General features: G+C 62.3%; 14 protein-coding genes. 8 read left to right on the forward strand and 6 right to left on the reverse strand.

The genetic code is table 11. The features are described from left to right. Positions 1 to 75 precede the first annotated feature (75 nt). From pheS to C5N93_RS18210, 7 genes are all read left to right on the forward strand, one after another. Positions 76 to 1,089: a phenylalanine--tRNA ligase subunit alpha gene (gene pheS / locus C5N93_RS18180; RefSeq protein ID WP_069343921.1), complete on the forward strand. Its 1,014-nt coding sequence runs from the start codon at positions 76 to 78 to the stop codon at positions 1,087 to 1,089. 86 nt (positions 1,090 to 1,175) lie between these two features. After that, positions 1,176 to 3,614, forward strand: a complete 2,439-nt coding sequence (gene pheT, locus C5N93_RS18185) for a phenylalanine--tRNA ligase subunit beta (RefSeq protein WP_242560368.1) — start codon at positions 1,176 to 1,178, stop codon at positions 3,612 to 3,614. Between the two features lie 63 nt (positions 3,615 to 3,677). Next, positions 3,678 to 4,070, forward strand: coding sequence for an integration host factor subunit alpha (locus C5N93_RS18190; protein ID WP_069343923.1), 393 nt, complete (start codon positions 3,678 to 3,680; stop codon positions 4,068 to 4,070). Positions 4,071 to 4,150: 80 nt separating this feature from the next. Further along, positions 4,151 to 4,555 carry a MerR family transcriptional regulator gene (locus C5N93_RS18195; RefSeq protein ID WP_242560369.1) on the forward strand — a complete coding sequence of 135 codons (405 nt, stop codon included), beginning with the start codon at positions 4,151 to 4,153 and terminating at the stop codon, positions 4,553 to 4,555. A 370-nt stretch (positions 4,556 to 4,925) separates the two neighbouring features. Continuing rightward, positions 4,926 to 7,196: an EAL domain-containing protein gene (locus C5N93_RS18200; RefSeq protein WP_242560370.1), complete on the forward strand. Its 2,271-nt coding sequence runs from the start codon at positions 4,926 to 4,928 to the stop codon at positions 7,194 to 7,196. A 462-nt stretch (positions 7,197 to 7,658) separates the two neighbouring features. Further along, positions 7,659 to 9,242 carry a sensor domain-containing diguanylate cyclase gene (locus C5N93_RS18205; RefSeq protein ID WP_242560371.1) on the forward strand — a complete coding sequence of 528 codons (1,584 nt, stop codon included), beginning with the start codon at positions 7,659 to 7,661 and terminating at the stop codon, positions 9,240 to 9,242. A 164-nt stretch (positions 9,243 to 9,406) separates the two neighbouring features. Beyond that, entirely contained in the window at positions 9,407 to 9,649 is a 243-nt protein-coding gene (locus C5N93_RS18210; protein ID WP_242560372.1) for a hypothetical protein, read from the forward strand. Between the two features lie 127 nt (positions 9,650 to 9,776). Here the strand turns inward: C5N93_RS18210 and C5N93_RS18215 are convergent, their stop codons facing one another. The 4 genes from C5N93_RS18215 to C5N93_RS18230 all read right to left on the reverse strand — a co-directional run bounded on the left by C5N93_RS18215 (position 9,777) and on the right by C5N93_RS18230 (position 11,804). Continuing rightward, positions 9,777 to 9,971 carry a rubredoxin gene (locus C5N93_RS18215; RefSeq protein ID WP_039397716.1) on the reverse strand — a complete coding sequence of 65 codons (195 nt, stop codon included), beginning with the start codon at positions 9,969 to 9,971 and terminating at the stop codon, positions 9,777 to 9,779. A 186-nt stretch (positions 9,972 to 10,157) separates the two neighbouring features. Next, positions 10,158 to 10,484 carry a hypothetical protein gene (locus C5N93_RS18220; RefSeq protein ID WP_242560373.1) on the reverse strand — a complete coding sequence of 109 codons (327 nt, stop codon included), beginning with the start codon at positions 10,482 to 10,484 and terminating at the stop codon, positions 10,158 to 10,160. A gap of 419 nt (positions 10,485 to 10,903) precedes the next feature. Continuing rightward, positions 10,904 to 11,224: a hypothetical protein gene (locus C5N93_RS18225; RefSeq protein ID WP_242560374.1), complete on the reverse strand. Its 321-nt coding sequence runs from the start codon at positions 11,222 to 11,224 to the stop codon at positions 10,904 to 10,906. An 88-nt stretch (positions 11,225 to 11,312) separates the two neighbouring features. Further along, positions 11,313 to 11,804, reverse strand: a complete 492-nt coding sequence (locus tag C5N93_RS18230) for a hypothetical protein (protein ID WP_242560375.1) — start codon at positions 11,802 to 11,804, stop codon at positions 11,313 to 11,315. Positions 11,805 to 12,114: 310 nt separating this feature from the next. On the opposite strand from C5N93_RS18230, the gene C5N93_RS18235 reads away from it, so the two are divergent. Continuing rightward, positions 12,115 to 12,348, forward strand: coding sequence for a DUF3717 domain-containing protein (locus C5N93_RS18235; protein ID WP_069343931.1), 234 nt, complete (start codon positions 12,115 to 12,117; stop codon positions 12,346 to 12,348). Positions 12,349 to 12,417: 69 nt separating this feature from the next. Here the strand turns inward: C5N93_RS18235 and C5N93_RS18240 are convergent, their stop codons facing one another. Further along, positions 12,418 to 15,048: an EAL domain-containing protein gene (locus C5N93_RS18240; protein ID WP_242560376.1), complete on the reverse strand. Its 2,631-nt coding sequence runs from the start codon at positions 15,046 to 15,048 to the stop codon at positions 12,418 to 12,420. A 232-nt stretch (positions 15,049 to 15,280) separates the two neighbouring features. After that, a complete protein-coding gene (locus tag C5N93_RS18245) occupies positions 15,281 to 15,499 on the reverse strand; it encodes an RNA-binding S4 domain-containing protein (RefSeq protein WP_069343933.1) in 219 nt (72 codons plus the stop codon). Positions 15,500 to 15,540: the final 41 nt, after the last annotated feature.

A 15,540-nucleotide genomic window follows, 5' to 3' on the forward strand; every position in this document is an offset into this window, starting at 1 on the left:
CCCCCTTTTGTTTTTCGCCCGCTTTTTTGCTTGAACATGCGGCCACTCCGACCGCCTAACCTGAGTCTGTAGCATATGGATCTGGAACTTATCGTCAGCGAAGCGCAGCGTGCATTCGCCGCCGCTCCCGACGCCGCCGCACTGGAAAACGAGAAAGCCCGCTTTCTTGGCAAGACCGGTCAGCTGACCGAGTTGCTCAAGGGCCTCGGCAAGCTCGATCCCGAAGCGCGCAAGACCGAAGGCGCACGGATCAATGCGGCCAAGCAACAGATCGAAGGCGCCTTGCAGGCGCGCCGTCAGGCCATGGCCGACGCGCTGCTCGATGCGCGCCTGTCCGCCGAGGCTATCGACGTCACGCTGCCCGGCCGAGGCCTGGGCGCTGGCAGCCTGCACCCCGTGCTCACCACCTGGGAGCGCGTTGAACAGATTTTCCGTTCCATTGGTTTCGACGTGGCCGACGGCCCCGAGATCGAATCCGACTGGTTTAACTTCACTGCGCTGAACAGCCCGGAAAATCACCCGGCACGTTCGATGCAGGACACCTTCTATGTCGAAGGCAATGACGACGCCGGCAAGCCGTTGCTGCTGCGCACGCACACGAGCCCTATGCAGGTGCGCTACGCGCGCATGAACAAGCCGCCGATCAAGGTGATCGCGCCGGGCCGTACGTATCGCGTTGACTCCGATGCCACCCACTCGCCGATGTTCCACCAGGTCGAGGGGCTGTGGATCGCCGAAGACATCAGCTTTGCCGACCTGAAGGGTGTGTACACCGACTTCCTGCGCAAGTTCTTCGAGCGCGACGACATTCAGGTGCGTTTCCGTCCGTCGTACTTCCCGTTCACCGAGCCGTCCGCCGAGATCGACATGCAGTTCGAGACCGGCAAGAACGCCGGCAAGTGGCTCGAGATCTCGGGTTCGGGGCAGGTGCATCCGACGGTGATCCGCAACATGGGGCTCGATCCCGAGCGCTACATCGGTTTCGCGTTCGGTTCGGGTCTGGAGCGACTCACGATGTTGCGTTACGGCGTGCAGGACTTGCGCCTGTTCTACGAGAACGACCTGCGCTTCCTGCGCCAATTCATGTAATCGATACCGGCCGCCCCTGGCTGGCGCGCAACGTCGCTGCCGCCGGGCTGCCGGAAGTGAAGACTTAACTGCGAGCGAACTGATCCATGCAATTCTCTGAATCGTGGCTGCGTACCCTGGTCGACCCGGATTTGTCGACGGACGCGTTGGCGCACGCCCTGACGATGTCCGGGCTGGAAGTCGAAGAAACCGATCCGGTCGCCCCGCCGTTTCACGGCGTGGTCGTGGCCAAGGTGCTCGAAGTCGCCCGTCATCCGGATGCCGACCGTCTGAATGTCTGCCAGGTGGATGCTGGCACCGGCGAGACGCTCACCATCGTGTGCGGAGCGCCGAACGTTGCGCCGGGCATCAAGGTGCCTTGCGCGACCGTGGGCGCGGCATTGCCGCCGGCAGAAGCCGGCGGTGCGCCGTTCCAGATCAAGATCGGCAAGCTGCGCGGCGTGCAAAGCTTCGGCATGTTGTGCTCGGCACGCGAGTTGAAGCTCTCGGAAGATCACGCCGGCCTGATGATCCTGCCGGAAGATGCGCCGGTCGGCATGAACATCCGCGAGTATCTCGATCTCGATGACACGGTGTTCGTCGTCAAGCTCACCCCTAACAAGGCGGATTGCCTGTCGCTGCTCGGCGTGGCGCGTGAAGTCGCTGCCATCACCGGTGCCCCGCTCAAGGATCTGCCGGGGCAGGGCACGCAAGCGGCGACCATCGCCGACACGTTGCCCGTGCGCATCAGCTCGCCGGAGGGCTGTGGCCGCTTCGGTGGTCGCATCATCCGTAATGTCAATGCCGCCGCACCGTCGCCGCGCTGGATGGTCGAACGCCTCGAGCGCGCTGGCCAGCGCAGCATCTCGGCGCTGGTCGACATCACCAACTACGTGATGCTCGAACTGGGCCAGCCGTTGCACGTCTACGATCTGAACCGTCTGCAAGGCGGGATCGACGTGCGCTTCGGTCGTGCGGGTGAAACGCTCAAGCTGCTCAACGAACAGACCGTGACGCTCGATGAGAGCACGCTCGCGATCACCGACGCCAGCGGCCCGATCGGCCTGGCCGGCATCATGGGCGGTGATTCGACGAAGGCCGGTCTGGAGACGCAGAACATCTTCCTGGAAGGCGCGTTCTTCTTCCCGCAGGCCATTCAGGGACGTGCACGCAAGTACAACTTCACGAGCGATGCATCGCATCGCTTTGAGCGCGGTGTCGACTTCGCGGGCAATGTGCGTGCGCTTGAGCGCGCAACGCAACTGGTGCTCGAGATTTGCGGTGGTCAGGCGGGTCCGCTGGAAGACCAGGTGGCGAAGCTGCCTGAGCGTCAGCCGGTCAAGATGCGCGTGGCGCGTGCCGTCAAGATCCTGGGCGTGCCGGTCTCCGAGCAGGAGATGAGCGAGATCTTCACGCGTCTCGGCCTGCCGTTCACGTTGCAGGATGGCGTGTTCGAAGTGACGCCGCCGTCGTACCGCTTCGACATCGAGATCGAAGAAGATCTGATCGAAGAGATTGCACGTATTTACGGTTTCGATCGCATTCCGGCCAATCCGCCGGTGGCGGCGAGCGAAATGCGTCCCACCCAGGAAGGCCGCCGTTCGCAGCATGCCGTTCGTCATGCCGTCGCCGCGCGTGACTATCACGAGACGGTTGGTTTCAGCTTTGTCGACGTGGAATGGGAAGCCGACTTTGCGGGCAATGACAATCCGATAAAGTTGCTCAATCCGATCGCGAGTCACCTTGCCGTGATGCGCTCGACGCTCATCGGCAGCCTGATTGCGACGGCGCGCTACAACCTGAATCGCAAGGCATCGCGCGTTCGCGTGTTCGAAATCGGTCGCACCTATCACCGTGACAACACGGTGGCATCGGGCGAGTTGAGCGTTGGCGGTTATCGTCAGCCGCTGACGGTTGCCGCACTGGCTTATGGTCCGGTGCTCGACGAGCAGTGGGGTGCGGCAGCACGTCAGGTCGATTTCTTCGACGTGAAAGGCGATCTCGAAGCGTTGCTGGCGCCGCGCACGGCACGTTTCGTGAAGGCTGAGCATCCGGCGCTGCATCCGGGACGCAGTGCTGCGATCGAAGTGGACGGCAAGCGCGTGGGCTTCATCGGTGAGCTTCACCCGCGCTGGCAGCAAAAGTACGATCTGCCGCACGCGCCGGTGCTGTTCGAAATCGAAGCCGAGGCGTTGTTCGGTCGTGACGTGGCAAGCTACGAGGACATCTCGAAGTTCCCGCCTGTCACCCGTGACATTGCCCTGGTGGTTGATCAATCGCAGCCGGTGCAGGTGTTGCTCGATGCCATGCTCGCCGCACGTCAGGACGATCCGGCGTGCAACGTCGTGCAATCGGTGCGCTTGTTCGACGAGTTCCGGCCCAAGGCCGGCGCGGCGTCGGGCTCGCTGGGAGCGCAGGACAAAAGCTTGGCGTTTCGTGTTACTCTGCAAGACCCCTCGGGTACGTTGCAGGACGAGACGGTCCAGGGCGCCATTAACGCACTGGTACAACGGGTAGAAGGGTTTGGCGCACGTTTGCGCGCCTAAAGCTCAGTAAAAAATCCGGGTGCGAGTGGGTTATCGCACTGTCATCGCCATCGCGTGGGACGTATGAACGAAATGAATCCTGGTGAATTTGAAGCCATGCTTGCGGCGCAGCGGATCGCGCTGGGCCGCAGCGAAGTGAACGAGGTCTCGACCGAGGCGCCGACGCTGACGAAGGCCGAACTGGCTGAGCTGCTGTTCGAGCACGTCGGTCTGAACAAGCGCGAAGCGAAAGATATGGTCGAAGCCTTCTTCGAATCGATTCGCGATGCGCTTGAGTCCGGTGACAGCGTCAAGCTGTCGGGCTTCGGTAACTTCCAGCTACGCGACAAGCCAAAACGGCCGGGCCGGAATCCGAAGACGGGCGAGGAGATTCCGATTGCTGCGCGTCGTGTCGTCACCTTCCACGCCAGCCAGAAGCTCAAGTCGATGGTCGAGTCTGGTGTACTGAGCAAGTAATTCCCCGGCCGCCGCATTTTGTGGCGGCCGCTGGTTTTTCGTCCGCAATTTAACCGTCGTCCCATTCCGCTAACGCCGCGATGGATCACGTTGCCTTGCCGCCGATTCCCGCCAAGCGTTACTTCACCATCGGTGAGGTGAGCGAGCTATGTGGTGTCAAGCCGCATGTGCTGCGCTATTGGGAGCAAGAGTTCACGCAACTGCGTCCGGTCAAGCGACGCGGCAACCGACGGTACTACCAACATCACGAAGTCCTGCTGATCCGGCGAATCCGGGAACTGCTCTATGAGCAGGGCTTCACCATCAACGGCGCACGCAATCGTCTGGAGGCGGACACGCCCCGCGGTGCCCGCGCATCCACTGCCGCCGGCGCCCAGGCGTCTGGTCAGGCGACTGCCGATACAGCGGCAATGGACGAAGGGGCGCTCGACGTAGGCGACCTGCGCCGCCGTCTCGAATCCGTCATCGACCTGCTGAAGTCCTGAGCCGGGGCCGTCCGGCTTATCTGGCCTATCCGGCCTATTCGGTCTATCCGGTCTATCCGGTCTATCCGGTCTATCCGGCGCCACGTCCTGGTGCTCGCCGGATCCGGGATTCTCCTAATGCGGCGGTGGCCGAAACTTCCGTAATCCGAGATAAGGCACGCTTCACGGCGGGGCGACGCTCGTCCGGCACGATGAACGCCATACATCCCCCGATTGAGACGATACAGAACGACTTCCGGGGGCGGGGCGATTGCCTTACACTTGCCGGAAACATGACGCCCGTCAGTGGCGTCGCCTGGATCCTCTTAACGAACGGGCCAATACCGACCTTATCGCGCGGGGGCGCGAAGGGCTGAAAGGATCTCGACCTATGGCGGAACCGAGCATGATGGGAGCGCGACGCGGACGTTGGGCGACTTCCTATCGCTCGATCGTCGCGATCCTGATTTTCGGTCTCCTGATTCTTGTCCTTCTCTGGACGGCGGTGCTCTGGCGCATCTCCATCGAGCACAAAGCCATTCTGCGTGACACGGCGGCGTCGGCATCGACAGTCTCCACCGCGCTGGAGCAACAGACCCTGCGCGCCATCCGCCAGGTCGATCAGATCACGCGCTTCGTGAAGTATGAGTACGAACGTCGCCGCAGCGATTTCAATCTGAAGCAGACGCTTTCCGACGGCATCGTGGCCGAGCGCTACATGGTGCTCGTGAGCGTGGCAGATGCCAAAGGCAACATTGTCACCGCCACGATGCCCGGCACTGCGGGCGTGAACATTGCCGATCGCGAGCACTTTCGGGTGCATCTCGACGACGAGAGCGACGGTTTGTTCATCAGTCACCCGGTCTTCGGGCGCGTCTCGCGCAAGTGGGTGCTCCAGTTCAGCCGACGCCTGAACAATCCCGACGGCACCTTCGCGGGGGTGGTCGTGGTGTCGCAGGAGCCGAGTTACTTCACGTCTGATTTCTACACGAATGCCGTGCTCGGGCAGTACGGCCAGATCGCCGTGATTGCGGACGATGGTGCATTGCTCGCGCGTAGCACCGGCGCGAGCGTCGCCATTACCGGGACCGGCGAGTTGCCGCCGTTCACCGCCGAGCAACGCAGTTCCGGCGTGCAGCGTGATCCGATCGATGGTGTCGAGCGCATTGTCGCCTATCGCCATTTACGCGATTACCCGCTCGCGGTACAGGTGGGGTTGTCGCTTGATGAGGAGTTGTCCGAGTACCGTCACGTCGAGCGTGTCTATCTCACGATGGCGACGTTCATTTCGGTGGCGCTCGTGGTGTTCTTCGCACTCATCGCCTACCTGATGCAACGCCTGATCGGCCGGGATCAGCAACTCACAAGGCTCATTTCCTACGACGCGCTCACCGGTCTGCCGAACCGCTATGCGTTGATGGAGTCGTTGCGCCAGTCGCTGTCGAGTCCCGATCAACTGGGCAAGGTCGCCCTGCTGCACATCGATCTCGACAACTTCAAGAGCGTGAACGACACGCTTGGCCATTCGCAGGGCGACGAGATCATCCGGCAGGTCTCGGAGCGTTTCATTCCCCGTATGCCCGCCGGGGCGATGCTCGCGCGTTTCGCCGGCGACGAGTTCATGGTGCTGCTCGAAGGCGATGGAGCACCCGAGCAAGCCGAGCCCCTGGGCGAAACGCTGCTGGCGGCACTCAAGGCGCCCATGGTGGCGGACGGCACGTCGTTTGCGTTGCATGCCAGCATCGGGGTGACGTTCTGGACCAAGCCGGAAGAGACCGAGGCGGATCTCATCAAGAAGGCGGATCTCGCGATGTACTCGGCCAAGGAGGCCGGCAAGAGCGTGGTGCGCGTCTATACGCAGCAAATGACGTATCAGGCCCATCAATTGGTCGTCTGGGAGCGTCAGATGGAGCAGGCGCTGGCCAACGGGGAGTTCTTCCTGGCGTATCAGCCGATCATTTCGCTCGGCAGCGATTGCATCTGCGGCATGGAAGCGCTGATTCGCTGGCGTCACCCGGAGCGTGGGGTGCTCAGCGCAGGCGAGTTCATCCCGCTGGCGGAGACGACCGGGCAGATCGTGGCCATCGGCGAGTTCGCGCTCACTCAGGCCTGCCGTCAACTCGTGGCCTGGCGCGATACGCCGATGGGCTCGCTGCGCCTGGCCGTCAATGTCTCGTCCGTGCAGTTCTGGCGGGGGGACATCGGGGAACTGGTCGAGCGTCTGGTCAAGGAATACGCCATTGAGCCGCAGCGGCTCGAACTGGAAATCACCGAATCGGTGATGGTGAAGAATCCGGCGCTTGTGGAGATGAAGATCGAGCAGTTCAAGCGTGCCGGTTTGCGCATCGCGCTCGATGATTTCGGCACCGGTTACTCGTCGTTGTCCTATCTGACGCGTTTTCCCGTCGACACATTGAAAGTCGATCGCTCGTTCGTCGAATCGATTCCCGATTCATCGCGTTCATGCCTGATGATTTCGAATATCGTCAATATTGCCCGCTCGCTCGGCATCGATTTGATCGTCGAGGGGGTAGAGAACGAACGGCAACTCGATTGGCTGCGCCACTTCGTTCCACTCAGCGCTCAAGGCTATTTATTTTCCCGTCCGGTGGAAATTGAGCAGCTGGATTCGCTAATTGCCCGATTTGGCATTTGCCGATAAAGAAGCAGTAAATGATAAACGTAAAACCGAGCTAGTTAATACGTTAAATAGATATTGGTAATATTTCGAATGTTCGACGGTTTTTCATACGGCATCATCGTCGGAGTACTATAGAATCACTTCGTTCTCGCAATGGTTTGAAACGGCGTGAACGGATGGCCGTCGGCCCCAACCGGCAGTAGATCGGGCAGGGGTGACGGGCTGTCAACAGCCTGCAATTGTCGGGGTGGACAATGGCAGGTAGCAGGGATCCGAAGGCGCGGGGCGCGACAAGCCGGGGATCGGAAACGAGGGAAAGTGTTTGACGCGCAGACCAGAATTGGCAGGAATTCGCAGGCACAACGAATGCCGGTCGTGACCAGATGCGCTGTCCGGGGAAGTGACAGAAACGCGACTAGATGGAAGCGAATACTTTGCCAACGTAATAAGTGAAAAATATTAGAACGAGCGTTTGATTTTCGGATGAGGATAAGGCATTGGCTTTATGCCGCCTGTGTCTCGGTCGGCGTGCTGGTCGCCTGCTGGGTTGCCGCTGACCGCACGGCGACGTCTCTGGTCGGTGACAAGCTTTCGCAGAGTGTCGATGCGGGGCAAACGGTCGCTGATCGCGTTGCCGACGGCATGGTGCACGCCATCAACACGGATTTGTCGATGGTCAGAGCCATCCCGTCGACACTGGCCGAGGTGGATTTGCTGCGTGACGTTCTGCCCGCAGCGGGCGCCCGCCCTGCAAGCGCGGACATCGTGGCGCGCGCCAACGAATTTCTGCGCGGGGCACAGGGCTACTTCGGTGTAGACCGCGTGTGGGTGCTCGACCCCAATGGCGTCTGTGTGGCGGCAAGCAACTATCGTGATGCGCCGTCTCCCGTCGGGCAATCCGTGGCCGGTGTTCCGTATGTCACACATGCCTTGCTCGGCGATCGCTTCGAGGGCTATGCCTCCGGCTGGGAGCAGCAGGCGCCTGGTCTTTACTTCAGCGCCCCCATTTATCGCGACGGCTCGCTGATCGGCGTGGTCATGACCAAGATTGGACTCACGCGTCTGCGCCATTGGGTTGGCAGCGGGGAGTCGTTCATCACCGACGGCAACGGTGTCGTAATCATGGCCAACGATCCGCGCTTCGAGAATCGCTTCATGCTCGACGGCAAGCTTGGTTCGCTGTCTGACGTCGAGCGTCTGGCGTTGTATCAGCGTGACGATTTCGCGCGCATGCCGATTTCGCAGTTCAAGCGGGCGCCGGGGCGCTCCAATGCCTGGGTGCCGCAGGAATTGCTGGACCGGATGTCCGAATTCAACGACCAGCACAAGCCGTTCGTGATCTCGTCGCGTCCGAGTTCGAGTAACGATCTGGTGGTCTATGCGGTCGAGAACGTCGAAGCCTGGGAGGCATTGACGCGCCAGCACGCCAAGGACCTGGCGCTGTGCTTGTTACTGTATCTGGGCGGTGTCGTCATCGTGGCGCTGGCCGGCTGGACTTACTGGCGCGAGCGTGTGCAGCATCGCGAGACGCGTCAGTCGAACGAAGAGCTCCGCGCGGCGAACAACCAGTTGGCGTTCGAAGCCAGCTACGACGAACTGACGGGTAGCCTCACGCGCCGCTACTTCTTCCATCGTTTCGAGCAGTTGCTGGAGGCCGCGCAACGCAAGAACGAACCGATGAGCCTCATCGTGGCCGATCTGGATCATTTCAAGACGATCAACGACACCTACGGGCACGCCATCGGCGATCAGGTGCTGTGCCGGTTTGTGCTTGTCTGCTCGTCGACACTGCGCGGTGACGATCTGATCGGACGCATCGGTGGCGAGGAGTTTGCGATTTTGCTGCCGGGCGCGAGCGAGCGCGATGCCCTGCGTGTGGCTGACCGGATTCGTGAGCGCTGCAAACGTGAATCGCTGGAAGGCAGCGAACCGCCGCTGCGCTTCTCGGCCAGTTTCGGCATCACTGAATGGCAGGAGACAGATTCACCGATGAACATGGTCGAGCGTGCCGACATGGCGCTGTATCGCGCCAAGCGCGCCGGGCGCGACCGCTGCTGGGTGTTCTGAGGCCGCCAATCCAGTTTCGCTGCGGTTACCAATGTCACGTTTGGTAACCAAAGAGCGAGTCCTTTCCCCGCATTTCACGGGAACCCGCATGTCTAACGGATCAAGCAGGCGTGGCGAATGCTTCGTCACGCAGGATCCGAATAGTTCGTGCAGGAGACATCATCGTGAAACGCACACTCATGCTGGCCGGCGGCGCTGCCGTCGCCTTATTGTTGGGCGGTTGTGTGGCGGTGCCTTACGGGGCGCCCGCATACGGCGGCGGATATTACAGCGGATACGACTACGCGCCGGGCTATGCCGTGGCGCCGGCGCCGGTCGTCACGTTCGGCGTGTCGGGCGGGGGGTACTACGGAGGCGGCTATCACCGCGGATGGGGCCGTGGCCGTGGGTGGGGCTGGCATCACTGATGCCGCATCTGCGAGCCGAACCTTCGGCGTCGCAGACACTTGAGCGCAGATGCTTGACCGATATCGCAGCATTACCCGGGGGGGAGGGCATAGCCGACGCGCCCGGGCCGGGCAACGCCGTCTCGTGTCAGAACTCCGACAGCGCGAAATCTTCCTTCGACACGTCGCACTCCGGGCAGCGCCAGTCGGCGGGCACGTCGGCCCAGCGCGTGCCGGGGGCGAGGCCGTCGTCCGGCGCGCCTTCGGCTTCGTTATAGATCCAGCCGCAAATCAGGCAAATCCAGCTCTTGAATTCAGTGGGGGTGTCCAGCGTGGTGGTCATGATGTCGATTCATCAGGGAAAACTTGGGCGACCCGCATTGTAAGGCACGCGCGCGACATCGTCCTGTTTGCGAACCGGCGCCGGTGCGCAAAGTTAATCCAGATCAATGGATCGAAGGGGAAATGCCAGTGGCGCGCCGCGACGCAACGGCAGGGGATGCGCCGGCAGACACCGGCGCGGCAACCGTCACCAGTGAATCTGGTTGAGGAAGATCGGGGCCATCTGGGCCAGCGAGTTCAGCAGGGACATGGCGGTATCGCGGTGCGAGACTTCCTTCCACAACCGGCTTTCCTTCACGACACGATCGCGATCTTCCGAGGTCTGCACATCGGGTTCGCGCAGCCGCTTGATCAGATCGATGACGGAGGCCCGGTCGACGGTTTCGGTGACCGAGTGTCGCGCGAGCAATTCGTCCAGATGGACGCGTTCGGCTTCCGTTACCGATGTGTCGTGCGTATCGGTTCGGGCGTCTGCTGGCGTGGCGTTGACGGACGGCTTGTCGGATTGGGTCATACGAGACGTTCTCCTCGCGAGGTGTCGCATGTCTCCATCATAGGCCGTTTCCCTTGTGCTGCGAACCCTCCCGTGCACGCGATGCCGGGCACCTGAGCCGTGAACCGGCAGGGAGCGGTTGGCAGCATCTCGTGCTGTTTCGCGCCGATTCGCGGCGTGTCAAAGCTGTGACAAGGCTGTCTGGAAGCAGGGTCGACGTGACCCGGAAACGAGCCAGAAGCGGGGGCAAACGTCAAGCCCAATAAATTTGTCCAATGCTGACGCTGAAACGGGCAATCCTCTTGACAGCGTGTAACGGCGGGCGTTCTGCGAGGGTGGTGTGAGGTTATCCAGTGGGTTATCCACAGAAGCTGTGGGTAACTTTAAGGGGACGACAGGGATTCGCCGCGATGTCAGCGGCGTGACCCCTGTGTGACGTGTCACCGAAACAGGGGACGCAGCATCAGCAGGGCGAAGAACAGCGCAACACCGACAGGCAACAGTCCCGTGAAGAAGGCGGGCCACGGGGCGCGTGCGCGGCGGCGTGCACCGAACGACGAGATCAATCCCGCACAAAGGCACAGTACCCCGACACCCCAGGTGGGGTTCGGACTCTTGAGGACCCAGGCGGCCGCAGCGAGCAGCCCGATCCACGCGAGCGGCGTGGCGCCCGGCGGCGGCGGTGTGACGTCGACGGCGGCCGGTTTGGTTTGACGGGCTTTGTTGGCGGTGTCTCGAGGCTCAGGGGTATTGGCGGACATTGCGATTCATGAGAGGCGGTAGGCGTGTCGGAAATCGATGGGGACGACACGCGAAAGCCGCAGCATAGCAAACGTGATGGTCAATCGCTCAGGACGTCACGCCATGCAAGGTGAGCGCGCCCGGGTGTCGCTGCGACATGCCGGGGTTTCGCTCCGGTGCATCGACATACCAGATGGATGTCGAGTCGACGTCGCGCGTCGGCGCGAAGGCGGGCGGCGTGGCACACCGGTTGTCGAGGTCGACGTGCCACTTTTGCACCGGTTGGCCCGTGAACGTGGCGGGCATGGCGGACATGGCGGTTGTGGTGGCGGGGCGCTTGTCCGGGATCGGCGCGTTCGGCATCGCCCGAACGGCCACACACGGTTGATGAAATGCGTCGACGGGTGTGGCGGAGGCAGGCGGCATCGACTGCGCTCGGGCAAGTGGCGATGCGCTCAGTGCCAGAAGACCGAGTATGAGGATGGCGAGGACGCCCATCAGGTCGACGCGCCGCCATTCGGCAACGGCGGTTGGGTCAACGGCCGTCGACCGGGTGCGTCGAAGGTCGTGGCGAGGCGGTGTGACGTGTCTCGGCGGCATGATGGGCTCCGTCGGGGCAATCGTTGAGAGGGGCATTGCATCGAAGCGCATGGCGCATCGTGCAACGTTTCCCGCAACCAGAAGCCAATATCGTGCCGGATCCAATAACTTGCTGATTTATATGGTGTTATTCGTGATGTGGCACAAGCTGGAGCGACTTCTCCTGCATCAAGTGTTGCAGTTCCGAAACGTGCACCGGAGAATCAACGTCGAGGCGCTTCATGCGCCATGCAAATACGCAGGCATTCTCAGACTCCCTGAATACTGTATATAATTACAGTATTCACTCCACGGCGAGACACGATATCCCATGAAAGCCAACTACTCCATCGCCGACATCGAACAGGCGATCAATTACTGGACAAGCCATCAGGCCGCCGACAGCAACCTGTCGCTCTGCCCGTCGGCACGCGCGTTGGCGAACGTTTATGGCGAGATGATCTATCGTCGAGAGACGAGCGTTGCCGCCGACGCCCTCAATGGCGAGCAAAGTCAGGCGATCGAGACGGCCTTGCATCAAATGGAGTTGGGCCTCGCGCCTTGAATTGGCGGTTGGCGTTCAGCGGATGAATCCGGAGCGCGGCGCGCCGAAATCCATCGTGAGCCATCGAAATCAGGCCGGGTGAACCGTATGCCGACGCGCAGACCATTGCTCAAGCCAATGCTCGATACCGTCGGCCGATAGCGCAGGCGAGAACAGATACCCCTGTGCGACACGATAGCCCTGTGCGACCAGCAGATCGCGCTGGGCTTCATCTTCCACGCCTTCCGCGACCACGGTGAGATGCAGATTGCGGCCGATGCTGATGATGGCATTGGTCAGCGCGCGCACCGTTTCATCACGCGTGATGTCATGGACGAAGCTGCGATCGAGCTTCAGTTCCGAAACCGGCAGACGCCGCAGATACCCCAGACTCGAATAGCCGGTGCCGAAATCGTCCATCGAGAGACGCACGCCCAGGTTGTGGACTTCCTCGATGATGCGCAACGTGCTCGGGTTGTGGTCCATCAGCACGCTTTCCGTGATTTCGATGGCCAGGCACGACGGCGGCAACTCGTGATCGGCCAGCGCCTCGGCAATCGTGCGCGGCAGATCGTGGTCGTGGAAATTGGTCGGCGACAGGTTGACCGACACATTGCTGATACCGATGCCGCGCCGCCGCCAGTCCGCCAGTTGACGGCACGACTCGCGCAGCGTCCATATCCCCAGTTCGCCGATCAGTCCGCATTCTTCCGCAAGCGCGATGAAGCGCGACGGCGGCACGTCACCGTGTTGCGGATGTTTCCAGCGCGTGAGCGCTTCCGCCCCGTACACCGAGTCGTCGAGCAGATTGATCTGCGGCTGATAGAAGAGTTCGAGCTTGCCCAGACGCAGGGCGTCGCGCATGGCGGTCTCGAGTTCGAGGCGCTCCTGCGCGTGGATATTCATGTCTTCGCTGTAGAAGCGCACGCTGCCCGGGCTCGTCATCTTCGCCTGATACATCGCCATGTCGGCATGTTGCAGCAGGATGTCGAATTCGCGACCGTGATTCGGAAACAGGCTGATGCCGAAGCTGCCCGACGGGACCAGCGTTACGCCGTCGATCTGGCACGGCGCCGTGAGGGCGCTGCGCATGCGTTCGATGGCGATGTCGAGCCGCTCCGGGTCGCACTCCGTGAGCACGGCCACGAACTCGTCGCCCGAGAGTCGCGCGACGATGTCCGCACCGCGTAGCGCCCGGCGCAGACGCTGCGCGATCGTGCGCAGCAGCACGTCTCCCGCCTGATGCCCGAGCGAGTCGTTGACCTGCTTGAAGCGGTCCAGATCGATGAAGATGACGGCCATGCGCGTGTTCAATTCCGTCGCGCTGGCGATGGCCTGCGCGGCGAGCACGCCGAGCATGCTGCGGTTGGGCAGGCCGGTCAGGCTGTCGGAGAACGCCAGTTGACGAATACGCGTGCGCGATTCGTCGCGCTCGAAAGCGAGCTTGCAGAGATGCACACACACGTCGACCAGACGCTCGTGCAGCGCATTCGGGCCGCGCACGGTGCGGTAATAGAACGCCAGCACGCCGAGCACCCGCCCGTCGTTCGCAATGATCGGCATGGCCCATGACGCCGCCAGACCGAACTCGGCGGCCATCTCCCGGAAATCGGCCCAGCGCGGGTCGTTCGCAATGTCGGTCACGATGACGGGGCGCGCCAGAAAGGCGGCCGTGCCGCAGGTGCCCACGTTCGGCCCGATGGCGACGCCGTCGATCGTCTTATGGTATTGCGCGGGCAGACTTGGCCCGGCTTGCGGGCGCAACCGGCCCTCGGCGTCGACCCGCACGACCGAGGCCATGACCTCGGGGGCGATCTGCTCCAGTTCGCGGCACACGAGCGTGAGCACTTCCACGAGCGGTGCATCGCGCACCATCGCGGCCAGCGCCTTGTGCTGCAACACTTCCTGAATCTTCGATTGCGTGATGTCGGTGAACAGCACCACGGCATTCACGAGCTTGCCGTGGGCATCCAGAATCGGGTTCGTGACAACGGAGACCCACAGCGGCTGACGCTGCGCGGTCCGTACGAGCACTTCGCAATGGCAACTGCGGCCGTCGCGGGCGGCCACCAGACACCCTGAGAGCGCCTGCCGGATGTCGAGCGCCGACGTGTCGTCGGCGAACTCGCCCAACGGGGCATCGGCGAACGGGGCATGGGCCAATTTGCCGAGCACCTCGCTCGCGGCATAGCCGAGCATGCGCGTGAAGCCTGCATTCACGTAACAGACGCTGCCTTTTGCGTCGGTGATGAGCACGGCGTTGTCCGTCTCGTCGACGCCGAGCGAGAGCAAGTGCAGGCGGGCGTCGTCGGCGGCCTGGCGCGCCACGCGCTCGGTCACGTCCACGGCGAACTTGATCACGTAAGTGAGATTGCCGTCGTCGTCGAATACGGGGTTGTAGGTGGCTTCGAGCCAGAGCGCGCTGCCGTCGCGGCGAAGACGCCGTACCTGATCGGTGTGTGAGCGTCGGGTGCTGACGACTTGCGCGAGTGCGTCGCCGCAGGTGTCGTCGAGCGGATCGCACAGCATGGCGTGGCGTTTGCCGATCAGCGCGTCGCGTGTGTACCCGAAGACACCGAGGAGTTTGTCGTTGACATCGACGACGGTGCCATCCGGCGTGAGCGTGAGCATGCCCAGCGAGCGGTCGAGTGCTTCGAGCAACGCTTCGCGCCCTGGCGCCGGTGTGGCGCCGACGGCGGACGGTGAACCGGGCGCGACCATCGAGCGGACCTCCTCGGACGTCCTGAGGACATTGTCGGGTGTGACTGGGGCTGACACGCCAAAATCGCTTTCAAGTATAGCGACCTGCGGGGGCAGGCTCACGTGGGAGAAACCGGGAGACGACACGTGACGATGGCGTCCCGGGCAATACGACAGACGGAAGAAAAGCGGTCGGTGGACGGTATTGAGCGGCCTTCGCGAGACTTTCCCGCCGGTTGGGCTGAGCCCGCGCTCAGGCCGCCTTGACGCGAATGCGGATCCCGCCCACGGCGACGGTCTGACCCGCGCGGATCTTGCAGGTCTTGCGCGTTTCCAGTTGGCCGTCGACCGTGACTTCGCCGTTGGCCACGAGGACCTTGCCCGCGCCGCCGGAGTCGACGACCCCGGTGAGTTTGAGCAGGTCGTTCAGGGCGACGAATTCGCCCGTCAATTCAAAAGTTACGTTTTGCATAGTGGAGCGGATACTACGTAAAAACCCGATGCGCGTCGACA

The sequence above is a fragment of the Pandoraea sp. LA3 genome, assembly GCF_022696215.1.
GTDB lineage: Bacteria > Pseudomonadota > Gammaproteobacteria > Burkholderiales > Burkholderiaceae > Pandoraea > Pandoraea capi.